The sequence below is a fragment of the Sporolactobacillus terrae DSM 11697 genome, assembly GCF_000648615.1.
Lineage (GTDB): Bacteria > Bacillota > Bacilli > Bacillales > Sporolactobacillaceae > Sporolactobacillus > Sporolactobacillus terrae.
The window spans coordinates 44,681-64,659 of sequence record NZ_JFZC01000089.1 but is presented as its reverse complement, the minus strand read 5'-3'; the positions used below and the strand labels follow the sequence as shown (position 1 = coordinate 64,659).

16 protein-coding genes and 1 pseudogene are annotated in these 19,979 nt (G+C 45.4%); 1 reads left to right on the top strand and 16 read right to left on the bottom strand.

The genetic code is table 11. The features are described 5' to 3' along the window. Positions 1 to 58 precede the first annotated feature (58 nt). The 4 genes from AA84_RS0115020 to spoIIGA all read right to left on the bottom strand — a co-directional run bounded on the left by AA84_RS0115020 (position 59) and on the right by spoIIGA (position 3,275). Complete coding sequence (locus AA84_RS0115020; RefSeq protein ID WP_028977885.1) at positions 59 to 325, bottom strand: YlmC/YmxH family sporulation protein; 267 nt, start codon at positions 323 to 325, stop codon at positions 59 to 61. 338 nt (positions 326 to 663) lie between these two features. Then, positions 664 to 1,443, bottom strand: coding sequence for an RNA polymerase sporulation sigma factor SigG (gene sigG, locus AA84_RS0115015; protein WP_028977884.1), 780 nt, complete (start codon positions 1,441 to 1,443; stop codon positions 664 to 666). Between the two features lie 173 nt (positions 1,444 to 1,616). Then, the gene (sigE, locus tag AA84_RS0115010; RefSeq protein WP_028977883.1) at positions 1,617 to 2,327 is read right to left on the bottom strand and encodes an RNA polymerase sporulation sigma factor SigE; all 711 of its coding nucleotides are present in this window, start codon (positions 2,325 to 2,327) and stop codon (positions 1,617 to 1,619) included. 24 nt (positions 2,328 to 2,351) lie between these two features. Beyond that, the gene (gene spoIIGA, locus AA84_RS0115005) at positions 2,352 to 3,275 is read right to left on the bottom strand and encodes a sigma-E processing peptidase SpoIIGA (protein ID WP_172968964.1); all 924 of its coding nucleotides are present in this window, start codon (positions 3,273 to 3,275) and stop codon (positions 2,352 to 2,354) included. 329 nt (positions 3,276 to 3,604) lie between these two features. Between spoIIGA and AA84_RS18090 the strand changes: the two are divergent. Further along, positions 3,605 to 3,847, top strand: a pseudogene (locus AA84_RS18090) (IS30 family transposase); the annotation flags it as partial. 117 nt (positions 3,848 to 3,964) lie between these two features. Here AA84_RS18090 and ftsZ read toward each other — a convergent pair. The 12 genes from ftsZ to rsmH form a co-directional block, all read right to left on the bottom strand. Further along, on the bottom strand, positions 3,965 to 5,125 hold the full coding sequence (gene ftsZ, locus AA84_RS0114995; RefSeq protein ID WP_028977881.1) for a cell division protein FtsZ: 1,161 nt from the start codon (positions 5,123 to 5,125) through the stop codon (positions 3,965 to 3,967). A 37-nt stretch (positions 5,126 to 5,162) separates the two neighbouring features. Then, positions 5,163 to 6,449, bottom strand: coding sequence for a cell division protein FtsA (gene ftsA, locus AA84_RS0114990; protein WP_028977880.1), 1,287 nt, complete (start codon positions 6,447 to 6,449; stop codon positions 5,163 to 5,165). A 401-nt stretch (positions 6,450 to 6,850) separates the two neighbouring features. After that, positions 6,851 to 7,633: a cell division protein FtsQ/DivIB gene (locus AA84_RS0114985; RefSeq protein ID WP_028977879.1), complete on the bottom strand. Its 783-nt coding sequence runs from the start codon at positions 7,631 to 7,633 to the stop codon at positions 6,851 to 6,853. A gap of 149 nt (positions 7,634 to 7,782) precedes the next feature. Then, complete coding sequence (gene spoVE, locus AA84_RS0114980; RefSeq protein WP_028977878.1) at positions 7,783 to 8,880, bottom strand: stage V sporulation protein E; 1,098 nt, start codon at positions 8,878 to 8,880, stop codon at positions 7,783 to 7,785. A 65-nt stretch (positions 8,881 to 8,945) separates the two neighbouring features. After that, positions 8,946 to 10,310, bottom strand: a complete 1,365-nt coding sequence (gene murD / locus AA84_RS0114975; protein WP_028977877.1) for a UDP-N-acetylmuramoyl-L-alanine--D-glutamate ligase — start codon at positions 10,308 to 10,310, stop codon at positions 8,946 to 8,948. Further along, positions 10,307 to 11,284, bottom strand: a complete 978-nt coding sequence (mraY, locus tag AA84_RS0114970; RefSeq protein ID WP_028977876.1) for a phospho-N-acetylmuramoyl-pentapeptide-transferase — start codon at positions 11,282 to 11,284, stop codon at positions 10,307 to 10,309. Before mraY ends, murD begins: the two co-directional genes overlap by 4 nt. A gap of 62 nt (positions 11,285 to 11,346) precedes the next feature. Continuing rightward, the gene (locus AA84_RS0114965) at positions 11,347 to 12,735 is read right to left on the bottom strand and encodes a UDP-N-acetylmuramoyl-tripeptide--D-alanyl-D-alanine ligase (RefSeq protein ID WP_028977875.1); all 1,389 of its coding nucleotides are present in this window, start codon (positions 12,733 to 12,735) and stop codon (positions 11,347 to 11,349) included. Positions 12,736 to 12,770: 35 nt separating this feature from the next. Then, the gene (locus tag AA84_RS0114960; RefSeq protein ID WP_028977874.1) at positions 12,771 to 14,246 is read right to left on the bottom strand and encodes a UDP-N-acetylmuramoyl-L-alanyl-D-glutamate--2,6-diaminopimelate ligase; all 1,476 of its coding nucleotides are present in this window, start codon (positions 14,244 to 14,246) and stop codon (positions 12,771 to 12,773) included. A 178-nt stretch (positions 14,247 to 14,424) separates the two neighbouring features. Next, positions 14,425 to 16,365 (bottom strand): stage V sporulation protein D, encoded by a 1,941-nt coding sequence (locus AA84_RS0114955; protein ID WP_028977873.1) that lies wholly within the window; start codon positions 16,363 to 16,365, stop codon positions 14,425 to 14,427. Between the two features lie 76 nt (positions 16,366 to 16,441). Further along, complete coding sequence (locus AA84_RS0114950) at positions 16,442 to 18,655, bottom strand: penicillin-binding protein (protein ID WP_028977872.1); 2,214 nt, start codon at positions 18,653 to 18,655, stop codon at positions 16,442 to 16,444. Between the two features lie 14 nt (positions 18,656 to 18,669). After that, the gene (ftsL, locus tag AA84_RS0114945; RefSeq protein WP_028977871.1) at positions 18,670 to 19,026 is read right to left on the bottom strand and encodes a cell division protein FtsL; all 357 of its coding nucleotides are present in this window, start codon (positions 19,024 to 19,026) and stop codon (positions 18,670 to 18,672) included. Beyond that, the gene (gene rsmH / locus AA84_RS0114940; RefSeq protein WP_028977870.1) at positions 19,023 to 19,979 is read right to left on the bottom strand and encodes a 16S rRNA (cytosine(1402)-N(4))-methyltransferase RsmH; all 957 of its coding nucleotides are present in this window, start codon (positions 19,977 to 19,979) and stop codon (positions 19,023 to 19,025) included. The genes ftsL and rsmH overlap by 4 nt, the downstream gene beginning before the upstream one ends.

Below are 19,979 nucleotides of genomic sequence, written 5' to 3'. Positions count from 1 at the left end.
AAAGGACCTTCCTTTAGCTTTCATTTTACCATAGACGGCAAAAAATCTCTTTAATTGTTTAATTTTCGCCCTGAATTGAAGAATCATGCTCGTTATAAAAGCGTACCAAAATCACATCAGCACCGATGCGTACAATGTTATTCCAAGGAACGACGATGTCCTCATCTTTTCCGAAGATCCCCATTATTTTCCCGGCACCTGGTATAATCAAGTTATCAATTTTCCCTGATGACAGATTCACATCAAGATCGCCGATATGCCCCAAGCGCTTACCGTTCTCAACATTCACCACTTCTTTTGTTTGAAAATCCGATATTCTAGGCATTTTATTCCTCCTCTACGGTCCCATCCTTAATATATATGGCGCTGCAGGCGTATTGAGAAGTAAAAAATTGCCCCGATCATTGCCTAGGAAATAGTGTTTATCCGATTCAATTCGACATAAACCGGGCAAAGACCGGTCTTATATAAATGATTTGAACTTTTGTTTTATGTAGCGTGTAGCGAAAGTTCCTACTTCCGCAGGATGCGGTGACTTTCGCGTTGCATACAGGACGTATGTGCAATTAGCGAAAGTTCCTTTTTTATGACGCTAATCGTCGTACCACAAAGCAACATCACACTTTCTTTGCTTGCAAAAAAACACTTGCATAGCAGCAAGTGTCACGGTCCAATTTCTGCGTTCATTTCCTTAATCGCCATTTTTTCCAGTCGGGAAACTTGAGCTTGTGAAATGCCAATTTCCCGAGCAACTTCCATCTGCGTCTTTCCATAAAAAAAGCGCATCGCAACAATCCGCTTTTCTCGATCATGCAGCTTGTTCATTGCTTCTTTAAGTGCGATATTATCGACCCACTCTTTATCCTTATGCTTTTCATCGCCGATTTGATCCATGATAAAGATTGGATCTCCGCCATCGCTGTAAATTGGCTCAAACAACGAAACTGGGTCTTGAATTGCATCTAAGGCAAAAACCACATCTTCGACAGGAAGATCAAGTATTTTTGCGAGTTCCTGTGTCGTTGGTTCTTGTGAGTGTTTCGCAATATAGCGTTCTTTTGCCTGAAGCGCTTTGTAAGCCATATCCCGCAGAGAACGGGAAACACGAATCGGGTTGTTGTCCCTCAAGTAGCGACGAATTTCACCGATAATCATCGGCACCGCATAGGTTGAAAAACGAACATTTTGACTTAAATCAAAATTATCAATAGATTTCATCAATCCAATACATCCGACTTGAAATAAATCATCGACCGATTCGCCGCGATGATTGAAACGCTGAATTACACTCAAAACCAATCGTAGATTACCATTCACTAATGTTTCCCTTGCTTCAAGTGTTCCTGACTGAAGCTCAGTGAACAGCTTACGCATCTCTTCATTTTTCAGAACCGGAAGTTTCGATGTGTCCACTCCGCAGATTTCCACTTTATGCCGTGCCATAAAAATGACCTCCCACTGTCGAAAACTTGCGATAGCGGGCTGATGAAAGAATGTTTATCGATGATTGCATCATCTTGAACGGCTTCTTTTTCAACCTTGCTATATCCTCAAGTATTTCCGCAGGCGTCCATTTTATGCACGTGAAAAAATGTGTGTACGGCGAATGCGTATTGCTAAGCCATTTTGCTGAATTCTTTCTTTAACCGTTTAATAATCCGCTTTTCAAGACGTGAGATGTACGATTGCGAAATACCTAACTCATCAGCGACATCTTTCTGTGTTTTTTCTTTGCCTCCTGCAAGGCCGAACCTCAAGGTCATGATCTCTTTTTCGCGATCATTAAGCATCAGCATCGCTTTTTTCAGCAATGTCCGGTCAACCTTTCGCTCCATATTTTTCGTAGTCACGTCATTTTCAGTGCCCAGCACATCGGACAAAAGTAATTCATTTCCATCCCAATCAACATTTAACGGCTCATCTAAGGAAACCTCAGAACGCGTACGGTTGTTGCGGCGCAAGTACATCAATATTTCATTTTCAATGCAACGTGACGCATAGGTTGCGAGCTTGATCTTTTTTTCCGGATTAAACGTATTGACAGCTTTAATGAGCCCGATGGTTCCAATACTGATCAAATCTTCAATGTTAATCCGCGTGTTGTCAAACTTTCGAGCGATATAGACGACCAGACGAAGATTTCGTTCAATTAACGTTGCGCGCACCTTTGGATCACCTGAAGGAAGCTTTTTCATTAATGCTGCCTCTTCTTCTTTGCTTAGTGGCGATGGCAGTCCGTCGCTTCCTCCAATATAATAAATCTCATTAGGCTTGATCCCTAGCTTTATTAATACCCAGCGCCATAACTTTAAAAAACCGAATTTCATACAGACTCAACCTCCCCGTTTTTGTTATGAAGCCGTTTTAATGATTTTTCCGTGGAGCAGCATGTCCGGATGCAAAATACTGTTAAAATCGCCTGATGAACTCAGCGCATGATCGGTAAAAGCGACTAAGGCTTTCCTGCAGGCCATTTGCTTATTGTCCTTATAAATCACAACCTCGTCCGGACGGATTGCAAGCGTCAGCTGGCTGGAGCCGTCAACCGCTCGGTAAGGAATCCACGCCAGACGATGTCGCCACTCTTCCGGTATCGACTCAAGCTGAAGAGGCTCTGAGGTCTGTCGATTTTGAATAAGCGCCTCAGGAATACAAGAGCTGCATACACTCTTCTCAAGAAACATAACCGGCGTTTGTGTCAATGGATCAACCAGTTTGTTCCCGCTGTCGATCATTGCTTTAGCATGGATCCAGTCGTCAAAGAAACGTATGGACACCTGGGCAATGGTACTGCTGTGCCACTTTCTGACAACCGTTTGATCCAAACGCTTTTTCGCAAAATACCACAATAAAGGAAAGCCAAGGACGACGAAAATCCAGCTGATTGGATCCCCATAATTCATAGTGTTTAAAAAGCGACTGTTCGCATAAAATGAAGCGTCCTGAAAGAAGTAATGGGCCGCGAACAAGCCACCGCCAATAGCGAACGCAGTAAAATAAAATGCTGCAAGGTTTTGCATAAAAACCGAGAGACGGCGGTAGCCGAAAGCCGTGAATATAATCAGCATCGAATAGACGAGTTTTCCCAGCGGATGCTCGACAATGAAGGCTGCTGGCGTAAACAATACGAGAACGATGGTGGAAGCAATGAGCGCGCCCAGCCATAGACGAAGCCAGGTCATTTGACGTTTCAGCATCAGCGCCGTTAATTTCAGCAGACAAGCATCAATAAACAGGTTAAGCGCCCAAACTGCATCTAAATAAACGACCAACATCCCACCTTCTTTGCGTGTTTAGGAACAGTATACGGGCTTTAGTGAGGAAAGTCTGTCAATCTGTGGTCGGAAATTAATTGTTATTTTGGCTGGTTTTGTCGCACGCTGAAGGAGAAAGAACAGAACTTCCGCAGGATGCGGTGACTTCCGCGTTGTGCACAGGACGTACACGCCTTTAGCGGAAGTTCCTTTAAATTAGCGAAAGTTCCTTTGGGAAAGTTTCTTCATACACGTGTGATGGGCTCGTGTCTTGTTCGGTGGTTGAATCATCGCTCCGATTGCTCGCTTGCCGCGGGCGCACCGCGAGCCTCCTCAGACAGGCAGGACGGATCACTGAAAAACTGGGCGTTCCCTTTTATTTTCCAGCACCGCATGCGCCCTGGCAACGCGGCAGCAATGAAAATACAAACGACCTGTTGCGCGAATACTTTCCTAAGGGTCAAGACCTGAAGCAAGATGCCGATGCCGACGTCCAACAGAGCGCTGATGAACTGAATCACCGTCCGCGCAAATGTCTGGGATGGCGCACGCTTTTTGAGGCTTTTTATCGTCGGGTGTTGCACTTAGTTTGACAATTCAAGCCTGTAAAAAAGCCTGCGAACAGGGGAACTATGCTTCCTTGTTCGCAGGCTTATCTGCTTGAAATCATGGATTAGGGAGAAAACAAAAACGTGTTTCGCGATACCGTATTACTCGTTTCTTCTGCGGCGATTGCGCAAGAACGTCGGAATATCCAAAGTATCTTCATCATCAATAACACTGCGCGACCTTCTGCTGGAAGGCTGAACGACAGGTTTTACAGACTCATCATGATGGTCACGTGCTTTTGCAGTACCCTCATTTTCCGAACTTTGTCTTCTCCGCATGAAAAGATCCTCTCCGGAAGAAGACGCGTTGTTCTCTTCAAATCCTGTCGCAATCACAGTAACAACAATTTCATCATCCAGTTCTTCACGGATGACGGAACCAAAGATCATATTGACCTCTTCGTCAGCAGCTGTAGCTACAATATCAGCAGCTTCATTGACTTCATAGAGGCTTAGATTTGTACCGCCTGTAATATTCATCAAGACGCCTCTTGCTCCATCAATCGACTTTTCAAGAAGCGGACTGGATATCGCTTTTTTGGCCGCTTCGGCCGCACGATTTTCACCAGAGGCAATGCCGATCGCCATCAGTGCCGAACCGCCTTCGGTCATGATCGTCTTCACATCTGCAAAGTCCAAGTTAATCAAGCCGGGTACGGAAATCAGATCTGAAATTCCTTGAACCCCTTGACGGAGCACATTATCAGCCTCTCGAAATGCATCAAGCATTGGTGTGTTTTTATCAACAATTTCGAGCAGTCGGTCGTTGGGAATGACAATCAGTGTATCCACTTTTTCCTTCAAATTGGCAATTCCACTTTGCGCCTGTTTTGCCCTTTTTCTTCCTTCAAAGGTAAACGGGCGCGTCACAACGCCAACCGTTAAGGCGCCGACTTCTTTTGCAACTTCAGCAATGACCGGAGCTGCACCGGTTCCCGTTCCACCGCCCATTCCCGCGGTGACGAAAACCATATCGGCACCTTTAAGTACTTCTTCAATCTGGTCATGACTCTCTTCCGCCGCCTTCTTGCCGACCTCAGGATTCGCTCCGGCGCCTAGACCGCGTGTCAGTTTTTCGCCAAGTTGAAGTTTAATATCTGCTTTAGATAATTTTAATGCTTGCGCATCCGTATTGCCGCAAACAAATTCAACACCTTGAATGCCACTTTCAATCATTCGGTTAACCGCGTTATTTCCACCGCCGCCAACGCCAATGACTTTGATTTTGGCTAAATGTTCCATCTCCGTATCGTGATCATACATTGTTCATTTCCTCCCATTTAATCATACCGCCGCCCGATCAGTCAAAGAACAGATTAAACCAATTTTTCACTTTGGTTGTTACGCCTTCACGCTCTTTCGGGGCCTGTTTTGATTTTTTCTGTTTCTGCTGCTTCTGTACAGCCTCATAATGTACTGCTTCAGGAGCGATGGCTGCTGCCACCTCTTTGCCCTGTATTTTGACATTATGATAGGCGAATTGAATGAGTCCGATGCAAGCTGTATATTTCGGCTCGCGTACACCAATGTAGTCCGGTGACGCAATACGGACGCTGGAATTGAAATGATGTGCCGTAAGATCGGCAACGCCGGGCATCGCTGTTACTCCGCCTGTGAGGACAAAGCCTCCCGGTAACTCTTTAATTCCAATCCGATGCAGTTCTTCTTGAACAATGTCAAACATCTCACCCATACGCGCTTGAATAATTTCAGCCAAGTCTTCCTGACTCATGGTTTGCTTCTTATCACTGCCAATTTTTGAAACGCTAAACGTATCTTCATCAGACGCTGCACCAAGATAGGCAACGCCATGCTTGATTTTCGTCTGTTCTGCTTCATCCATTGGAATTTTTTGTATGATAGACAAGTCTTTGGTCACGTGATTGCCGCCAATCGGAAGCTCAAATGTAGAAATAAGCGTCCCCTGATCGAAAACAGCGACACTAGTGGAGCCGCCGCCGATATCGATCAGAGCAACACCCAAATTTCTCTCATCTTCAGATAACGCAACCGAGCCAAGAGCGAGCGGCTGGAGACAGATATCCGAAATGGTCAAACCCGCACGTTCTACGCAGCGCAGCAGGTTATGAAGTAAAGTTTTCGACCCGGTGATGAGTGTCCCTTCCATCTCAAGACGCACACCGATCATACCTCTTGGATCATGAATTTCATCTACGCCATCAACAATGAACTGTTCTGGTATTACATCAACAATCTCTCGTTCAGGAGGAATCGACATCACTTGTGCAGCGTCAATAACTCGCGCGATGTCCTCGTTGCCGATTTCATGGGTTTCTGCTGAAACGGCGACTACGCCGTGACAACTGCGGAGCTGGATGTGGTTGCCTGAGATGCCGACAACCACACTTTTTATATCAATGCCGACCATGCGTTCCGCTTGCTCAACAGCATTCTTGATCGACCGAACCGTTGCGTCAATATCGACAATCGATCCTTTTTTAATTCCGTTCGAGACCGATTCTCCTACGCCAATAACATTCAGCCTTTCTCCTGCCATCTCGCCGATCACGGTTTTTATGCTGGACGTTCCGATATCCAGACTGACAAAAACATCCTCACTGTTCATTCTGTGGCACCCCCTTTTTCTCTTGAATCTCTTTGATGCTTTCTCTATTCAGGGATGATTGGATCGAGCAAGCGACATATAAACATCTGCGATTTGTGTTAAAAGACATTTCAGTCAACCCAACATTTTCACTGTTCCTCGATTAATAGAAACAAACCCTATTGTTTGTATTCTACACATTGGAGCAATTCCCTTTTAATTTAATCGTCTAAAATAACCTGATGCATGACAGCATCTGCTGGTCTTAGCCCTTGCTTTTTAAAGCAAATGCGCTCATAATCAGCCAAAAAGTATTACTCATTACTAATAGTCTTAACTATTTAATAGTCTACACCAAGATGAATAACTAGAAAAGATCTATTTAACTATTTCAACAAAGTATCCGTACTTTGTTGACGTTTTCACGGTTTGTTTGAGCTTTCTTGTGAAGATTGTCCTACGTCTTCTGGAACAAAATAGGAGCCGACACTAAGATGGATCGTTCCGCGCTGATCTTTGGGCAGATTGGCTACAATTTCCGGATACAGTTTAATATTTTTTACAAACGTTCGCGTGCTGGCGACCACTTGGTTTCCATCATTCATGTACAAAACAAGATCTTCATTGTTTTCTGATGCCTTTATGTAGTGAATATCAGAAATGTTATGTGCCATTTGTTTTGATATGCCCGACAAACCTTCAGCAACCTTTTTTATCGCGTCTTGCTCTGAAAAGCCAATGAGTACCGGTGCGTCAAAAGGAAACGTTCCTTTTGATAGTTTATTCAGCATCGCACCATTTTGAAGGATCGGGTAGTAGCCGTCGTTTTTCTGCAGGTATGCCTTGCGCGTGTATTCTCTGATGCTTAATGTCACATGGTTGGGAAATTTCTTCTTAATCGTAACCGAGCGAACCGCCGGCAATTTTTTAATTTTGCGTGTAACGGCCTTTTCCCCAATATCCCATATATGTGTTTTATTCGAGATGCCGCTCGCTTTTATGACGCGCGCACTGCTCGTAATTTGTTCCCCCTGTACGGTAATCGATTGTACCCGGCTTAACGGAGATTGAATATAAACGACGATGAGGACCAAGAGAAAAAAGACAGTCGCATAAAGCGCAAAACGCCGATTTGCTTTCTGTTTTCGCTCTTTTTTTAATTGGGGCAGTCGATCTTCCAGTGCGACAACCTTTTTCTTGTCCATGGGACATGTTCCTCCTCATTTGATGGCAAGACCATTTTCTATGGCAGCACCATGCTCTGTCTTTTTCTCATGAGTCTATTGTATTTTTTTTTGTGAAAAACAGCAAACCCTGCGTTAAGCAGGGTTTGTTTCGCACATATAGCGGACGCTTAATGTGCGTGTTTGCTGACATTCAGCAGTATGCCGATCGATACCAACATTAAGGTTAATGAGGAACCGCCGTAACTGAGGAACGGCAGCGTAATTCCGGTAACGGGAATTAAACCCGTGACAACCGCAATATTGATCATGATCTGTATGGCGATCATCCCTGTAATGCCTACCGCGAGCAATGTTCCAAACAAATCCGGTGCCTTCATCGCGATTAAGATGCCCCTCCACAAAAGAAGAAAGAAAAGCACGAGTACAAAGGATGCACCAATGAAACCAAGCTCTTCCGAAACAATCGAAAAAATAAAATCCGTTTGCGGCTCAGGAAGATACTGATATTTTTGTCTGCTCTGGCCCAATCCAAACCCAAGTAAGCCGCCCGGGCCAATCGCAAGCAGCGACTGGATGATTTGGAAGCCGCCCTGCTTCGGATCTTGCCACGGGTCAACAAATGAGGTCAAGCGCTTAATGCGGTATGGAGCAGATACAATTAGGCCCACAAATCCAAGAACTCCGAGTGATCCCATCATGACGAAATGCTTAATCCGCGCTCCGGCAATGAAAATCATGATCACACAAGTCAGCACAAGAACCATCCCTGTTCCTAGATCCGGTTGGAGCATAATAAGCCCAAAAGCAAGGAGTACCGGTAAAAACGATCGGACAAGCCCTCTCCAGAAGTTGGGAAGCAACGATTGATGTTCGGAAAGAGACTTGGCTAAAAAGATAATCAGCGCCACTTTCGTAAATTCAGAAGGCTGAATTGAGAACGCGCCAACCCCTAGCCAGCTACGTGCCCCGCCTCGCGCAAGACCAACGCCTGGAATTAAGACCACGCAAAGCAAAACATAGCATGCGATTAAAGCAAGCTTTGCCCACGCCCCCCAGAAATGATAGTCGATACGCATCACAGCAAACATTAATCCGACGCCAACGACAGCGAAAAGCAACTGTCGTTTTAAAAAATACAAAGAATCGCCGAATTGGCTTGCAGCTTTAACGGCACTAGCACTGTAAACCATCGTAAGCCCAAGGATGAGCAAGGTGAATGCGATCCCAAGCAGAATGAGATCCGGCGACTGACGATACTTGCGCATGTGCAACACTCCGTTCAGATCGGGGACCCAAATTGCCGACACCAAACCTTACCCGGCCTGTCCCCTTATCTAAACTTATTCACTTCTGCGATAAAAATGTCACCGCGCTGTTCAAAAGATTTGTATTGATCCCAGCTTGCGCAAGCAGGTGAAAGCAAGATGACGTCACCCGGTTGTGACAATGCGAATGCTTCAGGAACTGCAGCCTCAACATTTTCCACTTCTTTAATGAGCGGTATCTTGGCTTTCAAACAGGCATCTTTCAATTTTTGTTGGGTTTCTCCAAACAAAAGTACTGCTTTAATCGGCGCTTTGACAAGATCGGGAACCAGAACATCAAAGCTATTCCCACGATCAAGTCCACCAGCAAGCAATACAATCTCTTTTTTTGGGAACGCATGCAACGCTTTTGAAGTAGCAATACTGTTTGTTGCTTTTGAATCATTGTAGACCGTACGTCCTTGGACAACCCCGACATATTCCAGACGGTGACGCACGCCCTTAAAAGAGCGTAGAACATCGGCCATATGCTGAACTGAAACGCCGTATACACCTGCAACGGCTACTGCAGCCAAAGCATTCATCAGGTTATGCTCTCCAGGAAGCCCCATCTCTTCCACTTTCATGATCGCCTGATCTTTGAAATAAATCGTTTCTTCTGAAACATATACACCATTTGCTACTTTTTGTTTTAGTGAAAAAGGTACTTTTTTTGCTTTTGTTTTCTCGGCGATGAACTGAACTACCCGCTTGCTGTCTGCGTTATAAACCAGCGCGTCATCTGCCGTCTGATTAACCGTAATCTGTGCTTTTGCCTTCGCGTAGTTTTCAACGGTTCCATGATAATCCAAATGATGGTCGAAGATATTCAAGACAACCGCAACATGCGGGTGAAAATCTATCGTCCCTTGAAGCTGAAAGCTGGAAAGTTCGGCGACAATCACATTTTTCTCGTTCGCCTTTTGAACAACCGAAGTCAAAGCCGTGCCGATATTTCCGGCAACAATTGGTTCATAGGCGGATCCCTTCATCATTTCGCCAATAAGCATGGTTGTTGTGGTTTTTCCGTTTGATCCGGTAATGCCAATAAATTGTGCATCGGCAAGCCGACCGGCGATTTCAACTTCCGTAACCACGGGGATACCGAGCGTTTCTGCACGTTTAATCATCGGATTTGAATATGGAATCCCTGGATTTTTGATCATCAACGCCGTCGTTTGATCAATGAGTTCTAATGGATGGCCGCCGTCAACGATCCGTACACCCAGTTTGACAAGCGCCTTAGCGTGCTCATTCTGGCTTAAGTCGCCACGATCATTAACGGTCACATCGGCGCCAAGTTCATTCATCAATTTAGCGGCAGCATATCCGCTTTTGGCTAACCCGAGCACAAGAACTTTTTTATTTGCAAATGTATCCAATGCTTTCAATTGATCATCCCCACCTTCAAATAGATTCCAATTACAGCAAGGGCCAGCCCAACCAGCCAGAATACCGTAACAACCTTCCATTCAGACCATCCGGTCAATTCAAAGTGATGATGAATCGGACTCATTTTGAAGATACGCCGTCCAGTTGTTTTAAATGAAATGACTTGTATAATGACAGACAATGTTTCAATCGCAAACACACCGCCAATAATGGCCAGAAGAATTTCTGTATTTGTCAAAATCGCCATACCGGCAAGTGCACCGCCGATAGCAAGCGATCCGGTATCGCCCATGAACACACGAGCAGGATGGGCATTAAAAATGAGAAAACCCAGCAGCGCACCCAGCATCACCATCGCAAAAACAGCAACACCAAGATTCATGGCGTACCATGAAATGACGGCATACGCAGCAAAAGCGATGATGGATAGCCCGGTCAGCAATCCGTCCATGCCATCCGTCAAATTCGTTGCATTTGGAACACCGATCAATAGAAAAACAACAAATACCGGATAAAACCAAGAAAGATTGATCATAACATTTGTACCCGGGAACGACAGATAAGTCGAATAATCATAGGAGGTGAAAATGAACCAGAAAACCACAGAAATAACAATTTGCGCGGCCATTTTCTGTTTCGAAGTCAGTCCCATATTTCGTTTCATGACAATCTTAATAAAATCATCAAGTAATCCAACAAGCCCGAACCCAAAGGTCACAAAGAGCAGCATGTAAGTTTCCGGTGTTGTTACATGGTATTTAAGGCCCATAACCAGAATTCCGATGAGCAGTCCAATCAAGAAAATAACACCGCCCATTGTTGGTGTTCCGCTCTTTTTTTGATGACTCTGCGGCCCTTCCTCACGGATATACTGACCAAAGTGAAGTCTCCGCAGCATCGGGATAAAAAAAGGTGCAAAAACAAGGGTTACAAGAAAAGAGATCGATAAACCAAATAATAATGTCAATGTCATAAATCCTTTCGCTCCTTTAAAATACGCGGCATACAATTATCTCGATCATATCAAAAGATTCGTTAGTCTGCAGGCGCTTCTGCCTGAAGATGGCTGGAGAGTTGTTCAAGTGCCATTCGCCGCGACGCTTTAAACAACATAACAGTCCTCGCATCCAGAAGCGATTGAAGGTACGGAAGTGCTTCTTTCTTCGTTTTATAGACGCGAACCTCAACGGCAGAATCGCTGCTTTGTTCGCGTAAACCATCAGCAATCCAAGCCCCTTTGTCGCCAATGGTAACTACATGTGTTAACGGTGGCGTCAATTCTGCTGCAACACCTTTATGCATGACTTTCTCATTTTTTCCAAGCTCATACATATCGCCAAGCACAGCAACACGCCGATCATATCCAGACAAATTTTTCAATGTTTCAAGCGATGCCTTCATTGATGTCGGATTCGCGTTATAGCAATCGTTAATGAGCAAAGAGCCGTTCAGTCCGTTTATTCGTTCAAACCGCAAATGGGTCAGTTGCAAATGTGCGAGCCCATGACGAATCGTGTCAACTTCTGTGCCGATGACTCGAGCAGCTGCAAAGCTGAGCGCTGCGTTTTTCACATTATGCTTGCCAAGCACCGGCAGATCAAACGGATGTTTCTGTCCTCTTAGAGAGAATCGCGTACCCGTCAGCGACTCCTCGACATCCTCAATATGCCAATTATTATGATCGCCATAACCGCAACGCACAATCTGAAAAGCGTTGGTCTGAACAGGGGCAAGCAGCGGTTCGTCACCGTCAATGATCAGCGTTCCATGTTTCTTCAAGCCATTTACGATTTCGAGTTTTGCCTTAGCAATGCCCGCACGGCTGCCAAGATATTCGATATGCGACTCGCCGATATTCGTGATCAATGCAACATTCGGTTTGGCGATCTGGCTGAGAAAAGTCAGTTCGCCAAAATGATTCATCCCCATTTCCAGCACGAGAACCTCTGTGTCCTCAGGCATCGCAAGGATCGTCAACGGAACGCCGATATGATTATTCAAATTTCCTTGCGTTTTAAATGTCCGAAACGCGCCTTGAAGGATGCTGTAGAGCATGTCCTTGGTCGTCGTTTTCCCATTAGATCCGGTAACCGCGATGACCTTTGGCTGCACTTGATTCAGATAACTCTTCGCCATGTTCTGAAGTGCTTTTAACGTATCGCGAACGAGAAAGAGAGGAAAATTCGCGGGCAGATCCTGCGGAAGAGGCTCCCTTTCCATCCAGAGCGCTGCTGAAGCTCCATTTTCAATGGCCTTATTGATGAACTGATGACCGTTGAAATGATCGCCGATTAAAGGTACAAAAAGGCTGTTTCGATGCGGCTTGCGGCTGTCTGTCATGATCGCCAAGCGACCGATCAAATGATCGGCAGATCCGATCGATTGAATCGCTTGACCTCTGATTATATCGATACCAATACTCATTGGTTACGCTCCCTTAATGCGAACAGTACGTCCGTTTATTCATTCCGATTCAATCGTTCAAGAATTGCTTTGCGTGCTTCTTCTCGATCGTCAAAATGGTGTTTTGTTGTTCCGATAATCTGATAGTCCTCATGCCCTTTACCGGCGATCAATAGAATATCTCCGCTATCAGCTTCATTTACCGCATCGCGAATGGCTTCTCGGCGGTCGGGAATTTTTCGATAGTCCCGACCCTTTACGCCGGCTTCCATTTCCAGCAGAATTTGCTCGGGATCCTCGGTTCGCGGATTATCAGCAGTTAGAATAGCAAGATCGCTGTTATCCACAGCAATTTTTGCCATAATCGGTCGTTTGCCACGCTCACGATCACCGCCGCAGCCTGCAATCGTAATCACACGCTTTCGAGCAAATTCTTTGATCGTGCTCAGGGCATTTTCTAAGCTGTCCGGGGTATGCGAGTAATCGACAATGACTGTGAAATCCTGACCGGCATCAACGGGTTCAAATCGTCCTGCCACGCCTTTAATTTGTTCCACTGTATGAATCATAGCTTCTAGAGCGATCCCTGAAACGGAACAAGCAGCAAGCGCCGCAAGCACATTATAGACACTGAATTTGCCGATCAGTTTCATTGAAACCGGGTAACTACGACCGGCGTTTTCTAGAATAAACGCCGTTCCCGATGGATTAATTTTGATTGCCTTCGCGCGAAAATCTGCGGAATGATTAATTCCGTAGGTAATCACATGAGCCGCAGTCATGTGTTTATAGACCTCTGATGCAGGATCATCTACATTCAAAACTGCAGCCCTTTTCTGTCCAATGCCGTAGCAATTTCCAAGCTGCGAAAAAAGTAGACTCTTTGCATACATGTAGTCTTTCATCGTTCCATGAAGATCCAAATGGTCCTCAGTTAAATTCGTAAAAACACCTACATTAAAGGCGCAACCATGTAATCGACCATCATAAAGCGCGTTCGAGGAAGCTTCCAGAACGACCGAGACTGCCCCTTCAGCCTTCATTTTCGCTAAATTTTGATGAATTAAATGGACTTCAGGTGTAGTATTCTGGACCGGAATCGATTTATTTTTATAATGCATACCCATTGTACCAATTAAACCGGTATTTATGCCGGCCGCTTCTTGAATTGCCTGCACAAGGTACGTAATGGTTGTCTTCCCATTCGTTCCTGTAACACCGAGCAGAAACAAATCATGGCTCGGCTGCCCATAAAAATAATCCGAGATCATGGCCAGTGCACGGTGCGTATCGTTCACCCGAATCACCGGGATAGAAACATCAACTGCATCTTGAGCAACAATCGCTGATGCACCGCTCGCTTGCGCTTGTTGCGCAAAACGATGGCCGTCAACGTGATGACCTTTTATACAAAAGAATAGTGATCCGGGCTTTACCAATCTCGAATCAATCATAAGCTCATCAATCTCAGGGTTTCCTGCTCCTTCTTGTCTGAAAATATCAAGTGCCTTCAGGCAATCGGAAAGTTTCATTATTTGACACGTCCCTCGTCATCTTAATGTCAAAGCGGTGCACTGCTTCAGCACACGCTGAAACAGCGTTTTTTCAAGGTTAATGCATGATCAAGACCAGGCACAGCCCCCCGCTTAGTTATGTATGCTCGGGGAGCCGGCATTACGCGCACCGGCTCCCGAACGTCCATTGCTTATTTTAATCGTCTGCCTTCTTTTTGTCACCTAAGTACACCATTATTGTTGAACCTTGTTTGACCTTAATTCCTGGTTTCGGCGATTGCATGGTCACAACATCGCCATCACCTTTTGTTTCAAGTTTTAAGTTAAACAGGGCATTTCGCAAATCGTTTTTATCCATACCCTTAAGATCCGGAATTTTAATCATCGGCTGATCTGGATAGCGCACTTCTTTCTCAAGACCGCCTTTTTGTTTCTTGACCCCCATCGCACTCAGACTGTCGCCAATGATTCGTCCGGCAATCGGTGCAGAGACGGTACCGCCAAATTGAACGGTATTTTTGGGATGGTCAATTGAGACATAAACAGTAATTTTCGGATTATCTGCCGGCGCAAAGCCCATAAAAGACACAATATAATCATTACTCAAGTAGCGTCCCGTTTTCGGATCTACTTTTTGTGCGGTACCTGTTTTTCCTCCTACACGATAGCCTTGAACAAACGCATTTCGGCCGGTTCCTTGAGCAACAACACTTTCAAGCGTATCTCGCACCTGCTTGGACGTATTCTCAGAGATCACTTTTCGCTTCATGACGGGTTCAATGCGGTTGATGACCTTGCCGGTATCTGTGTCTACCCACGCTTTTGCAAGTTGCGGCTGATAGAGGTACCCGCCGTTGATCGCAGCGGATACTGCAGTTATTTGCTGAATCGGGGTGACCGAAACCCCTTGACCGAATGCTGTCGTTGCAGCTTCCAGCGGTCCGATCTTATCTTTGTTGAACAAGATCCCTTTCGCTTCGCCTTGAAGATCAATCCCCGTTTTGACGCCGAAGCCAAATTTATCAATATAAGAAAACAATTTGTCCTTCCCGATTCGCTCGCCCAAAGCGACAAAACCAGGGTTGCAGGAATTCTGAACGACTTCCAAAAATGACTCGGAGCCATGCCCGCCTTTCTTCCAGCAGTGAAGATGTGCCCCGCCAACCTCAATAGAACCTGAATCATAAAAATGATCCTTTTTAAGGTCAACGGCTTTCTCCTGAAGTGCTGCTGAAAGCGTGATAACTTTAAATGTTGAACCGGGTTCATAGGTCTTCCAAATCGGCAAGTTGTGATTATACACGTCCGGTGAAACGGTCTTATATTTTTCGGGATTATAATCTGGTTTCGATGACATGCCGAGTATTGCACCGGTATTCGGATCCATAGCAATCGCCAAAGCACTATCCGGATGATAAGCAGCAACAGCATTGTTCAACTCGCGCTCTACGATGGACTGCACACGTGAATCAACGGTCAGCATTAGACTCGCACCGCTTTTGGGCGGAATATACTCATCCTTGAGATCAGACATTCGATTCCCGTTCACGTCTGAGAAAAAGGCAACATGTCCGTCTTTTCCTTCCAAACCTTCATTGTAGTAGGATTCCAGTCCGGTAAGACCTTGATTGTCAATGCCGGCAAACCCTAGTACATGGGCCAAAAAGTTTCCTTTTGGATAGTCCCGTTTAAAATCTTCAGCAACAAAGACGCCTGGAAGGCCCAGTGCTTTCACTTCGGCTGCCTTCTCATTTGAGATTTTTCTTCCCTCGGGGGTAATGCGGACAATGGACTCGTTTTTTGAGATTTTCTCATACGCGCGCTTCTTGCTCATGTTCAGTACAGAAGACAGCTGATCCGCTGTCTTATTTTTATCCTTGACTTGACGGGGGACAACCAAGACAGACGGACTGCTCACATTAGTCGCCAGCACCTTGCCTCGAGTATCCAAGATTCGTCCACGTTCGGCCTCATAGGGAATTTCTCTGCTCCACGAATTCAGTGCGTAATTCATCAGCCAATTATTTTCAAAGATCTGCAAATAAGCAAGTCTCGCAATAAAGATTGCAAAAGCAATCAATCCAATCGTCAAAAAAAACAACAACCGTCTTTTGACGGTCACGTTCGAAATACGCACAGGTAAGCCTCCCTCCTATCTTCCTTGTCCTACCCATATGAGCAGTTCAAGAAAAATAGAACGAGCTTCCAATGATTTACGGGTTATCTGAGGTTCCCGACTCAGAAGCGGACGATGTTGCCGGCACATGTGATGCACCTTCCGACGAGTTCTTCTTTTCGCCTGTCAAAGTGACGGTCAGCGTGCGTCCTGCTTTCAACTCTGCACCTTTTGGAATACTTTGATCCGATGCAAAGCCATTGCCCTTAGTCACGAGCTTAAGCTCTTCCAAATCCGCCAGTTTCATGATATCGGCCATAGACCAACCGCTTAAATCAGGCATCTTCTTTTGCACATCGCCGGATAAGATGAATTTACTGCCGGCGTACACGCGTTCTCCCGGATAAGGCAACTGATTTCGAATCGTTCCTGAGCCAATTTGAATCGGAACGATGCCTTTTGCCTTTAGAGCATTCGCCGTTTCTTCCATACTTTGTCCGGTATAATCGGCCGCTTTGACAGAAGAAAGTTTGGTCTTCTCCGTTGCCGTGCTTGCTTTTTTGTCTACTTGAAGATATTGAAGTGCACTGGTCATCACTGGGCGCACAATGTCGGCCACCGGCTCAGGTCCCAGTTCGGTTGCTTTAAGCTGCGGTTGTTTGACTGCAACATAAACGATCAACTTCGGGTCTTTTTCAGGTGCCATACCTAGAAAAGAGTGGATGTAATTATTTTTGCCATATAAATAGTTCCCGTTTAAGGAGATCTGCGCAGTGCCTGTTTTGCCAATAACGTCATATCCAGGGAGATCATAATTCAGGCCGGTCGCACTTGTCCCGTTGACGACATTTTTGTCTGTTACTACTTTGCGCATCAGCGCTCGAGTCTGTTCAGCAGCTGAGGCAGAAATCGGATGTCCAGTAACAACCGGCTTGTGCTGCAACACGGTCTTGTTCGTCTCTGGATTCACAACATGATCGACGATATAGGGACGCATCATTTTCCCGTTGTTTGCAACCGCAGTCGCAGCTTGAACGATCTGCATCGCTGTGAACGCTGAGGCTTGTCCAAATGAAGCCTCCAATTTATCTAGTCTCCAGCGCCAATTGACAACGCTTGAGCGCTCGCCAGGGAGATCAATGCCTGTTTTTTGCATGAAACCAAATTTACGCAAATAATCGCTCAGCTTGTCCGTTCCCAAATATTTATCGGTCAACACTGCCATCCCTACATTTGATGACAATTCAAATCCTTGGTCAAACGTGATCGTTCCCCAGCCTTGACGCCGCCAATCATGAATTGTCCCGCCATCTGTTTTGTAGTCACCGGATGCATAGGTCGCCGAACCATTGTACACGCCAGCGTCAATGGCCGATGCTACCGTAAATGTCTTCATGACCGAACCAGGTTCGTAAGGAAGTGCGATCGGTGCATTGCTGAACTGCTTAATGTCGCGCTTATTCGGGTTAAAAGTCGGGTAACTGGACATTGCCAATAGTTTCCCTGTTTTAGGATCAGCTACAACACCAATTATATTTTCCGGCTTGTATTTTTCCTGAACACTGGACATCGTTTGATCCAAAACCGTTTGAATTCGTGAATTCAGCGTCAGATAAACATTTTTGCCAGGAACGGACTTTGTCATTTTCTGTTTTTCATCCGGGATGGGAACACCGGTAAGGCTGCGGTAATAACGAATGGATCCGTCTTTTTCCGTTAAATAGTTGTCCAGTGATTGTTCAATGCCAAACACACCTTTTTGCTGATTTTTTTCCGAGTTCATTTGCGTAAAACCAAGTGTGTAGGCAGCACTTGACTGATTCGGATAATAGCGCTTCGATTCCGTAATATAACCAATCCCCGGAAGCTTTAATTGATCAATGGCCTGTTTTGTCTTATAGCTCAGCATCTTGCCCTTAGCTCCGAATTCTACCTGATAAACATTTTTATTGAGTCTTTGTAGAATATCCGAGACCTTCATTCCTAAGATCGGTGCCAGCTTCTCTGCTGTTTTTTGCTTATTCTTCACATAGTTATCACTTTTCGGGCTTAAAATCGCATACAACGTGTAAGCAGGAACATCTTCAGCAAGAATTCGTCCGTTCGAAGAATAAATGGTTCCTCTTTTTTCATCGACAACCTTATACTGCGACCACTGTTTTTCACCGAGTTGCAAAAGATTATGGTTATCAATTTTTTTCCCCTGAGCGATGTAAACGAAGCGCCCAATAATGACAAAAAAAGCCAGCATGAAAATCGTGCCGACTATTCCTGTCCAAAAGCTTATTAATCTTCTTTTGCTTTGATTCATGGGAGCAAACCACCTTAAGGAAGTACTTTGACGTTTTCAATGTCCAGTTTTAACCCAAGTTCCTTTTCCGCAAATCGAACAATGCGTTCCGGCGAACTTAAGCTGTCCGATTCTGCTTTCAATTGCTGGGTCACTTTTGCTTGTTCATCAATTTTCGATTGGAGAGAAGCAACATCTTTTGATGCGATGTACAATTTTGCTTGATTCGCAACGAGCAGTAGTGCCATAGCAAAGATCATGATACCGGCCATCGCCCACAGCGCTTTCTCACCCTTCGTCACGCGCCGGGTAATGACAACTTGTCTCTGGCGCGGTGCCGCTTCAACATACTCCTGCCTTTGTACTTTATACGCTTGCTGACTGAGATTCATTGCTCCTCATCCTCCTCAATAGATCTGATTTTTTCTGCAACTCTTAGCTTTGCGGAATGTGATCGACGATTTTCTAAAACTTCTTTCTGTGAAGGTATTATCGGTTTTCTGCTCACTTTTTTCAAAACTGGTAAAAAAGTTTTCGGTACAACTGGCAACCCGGGCGGCAATTCCGGGGGATCGCTGTATTTTTTGAAAAACTGTTTGCACAGTTTGTCCTCAAGTGATTGAAAGCTGATCACCGCAATTCTCCCGCCAATTTTCACCATGCGGAGCGACTGAGTCAGGGCTTCGTCAAAGCTTCCCAACTCATCATTGACGGCAATGCGCAAGGCTTGAAAGACACGTTTTGCCGGGTGGCCGCCTTTTCTGCGTGCCGGTGCAGGAATCGCTTCTTTAATCAGTTCCGTCAGCTGCTCGGTTGTCTCGATCGGGTGCTGCATACGTACTTTCTCAATTTTTCGTGCAATTGCTTTTGAGAACCGCTCTTCCCCATACAAGAAGAAAATTCGAGACAATTGCTCAAATGGCCATTCATTGACAATAACTGCCGCCGTTAAGGGCTGTGATCGATCCATGCGCATATCAAGCGGTCCATTGTGCTGATAGCTGAAACCACGATTTGCGTGGTCAAATTGCGGTGAGGATACGCCCAGATCAAACAGTATGCCGTCTACTTCCAACACACCATGCTGATGAAGTTCTTGTTCTAAATGTCTAAAGTTCGATTTGATAAACGTGATTTTTTCTGCGAAGGGCTTCAAGCGTTCGGAGGCAGCTTGAAGCGCCTCATCATCTTGATCAAATGCGTAGAGACGGCCTTGATCAAGCTGCGAAGCAATCGCTTCGCTGTGTCCGCCGCCGCCAAGCGTACAATCCACATAAATTCCATTTGGATTCACATTCAGTTCGTTAACTGCTTCATTCTTCAATACTGTTCTATGTTCAAACAC

Coding starts and splice junctions, on each gene's coding strand:
- AA84_RS0114960 (WP_028977874.1), bottom strand. CDS start 14,246: ATGAAACTTTCCGATTGCCTGAAGGCACTTGATATTTTCAGACAAGAA.
- mraY (WP_028977876.1), bottom strand. CDS start 11,284: ATGACATTGACATTATTATTTGGTTTATCGATCTCTTTTCTTGTAACC.
- AA84_RS0114965 (WP_028977875.1), bottom strand. CDS start 12,735: ATGAGTATTGGTATCGATATAATCAGAGGTCAAGCGATTCAATCGATC.
- ftsL (WP_028977871.1), bottom strand. CDS start 19,026: ATGAATCTCAGTCAGCAAGCGTATAAAGTACAAAGGCAGGAGTATGTT.
- AA84_RS0114985 (WP_028977879.1), bottom strand. CDS start 7,633: ATGGACAAGAAAAAGGTTGTCGCACTGGAAGATCGACTGCCCCAATTA.
- spoIIGA (WP_172968964.1), bottom strand. CDS start 3,275: ATGTTGGTCGTTTATTTAGATGCAGTTTGGGCGCTTAACCTGTTTATT.
- AA84_RS0115020 (WP_028977885.1), bottom strand. CDS start 325: ATGCCTAGAATATCGGATTTTCAAACAAAAGAAGTGGTGAATGTTGAG.
- spoVE (WP_028977878.1), bottom strand. CDS start 8,880: ATGCGCAAGTATCGTCAGTCGCCGGATCTCATTCTGCTTGGGATCGCA.
- sigE (WP_028977883.1), bottom strand. CDS start 2,327: ATGAAATTCGGTTTTTTAAAGTTATGGCGCTGGGTATTAATAAAGCTA.
- ftsZ (WP_028977881.1), bottom strand. CDS start 5,125: ATGTATGATCACGATACGGAGATGGAACATTTAGCCAAAATCAAAGTC.
- AA84_RS0114950 (WP_028977872.1), bottom strand. CDS start 18,655: ATGAATCAAAGCAAAAGAAGATTAATAAGCTTTTGGACAGGAATAGTC.
- sigG (WP_028977884.1), bottom strand. CDS start 1,443: ATGGCACGGCATAAAGTGGAAATCTGCGGAGTGGACACATCGAAACTT.
- ftsA (WP_028977880.1), bottom strand. CDS start 6,449: ATGAACAGTGAGGATGTTTTTGTCAGTCTGGATATCGGAACGTCCAGC.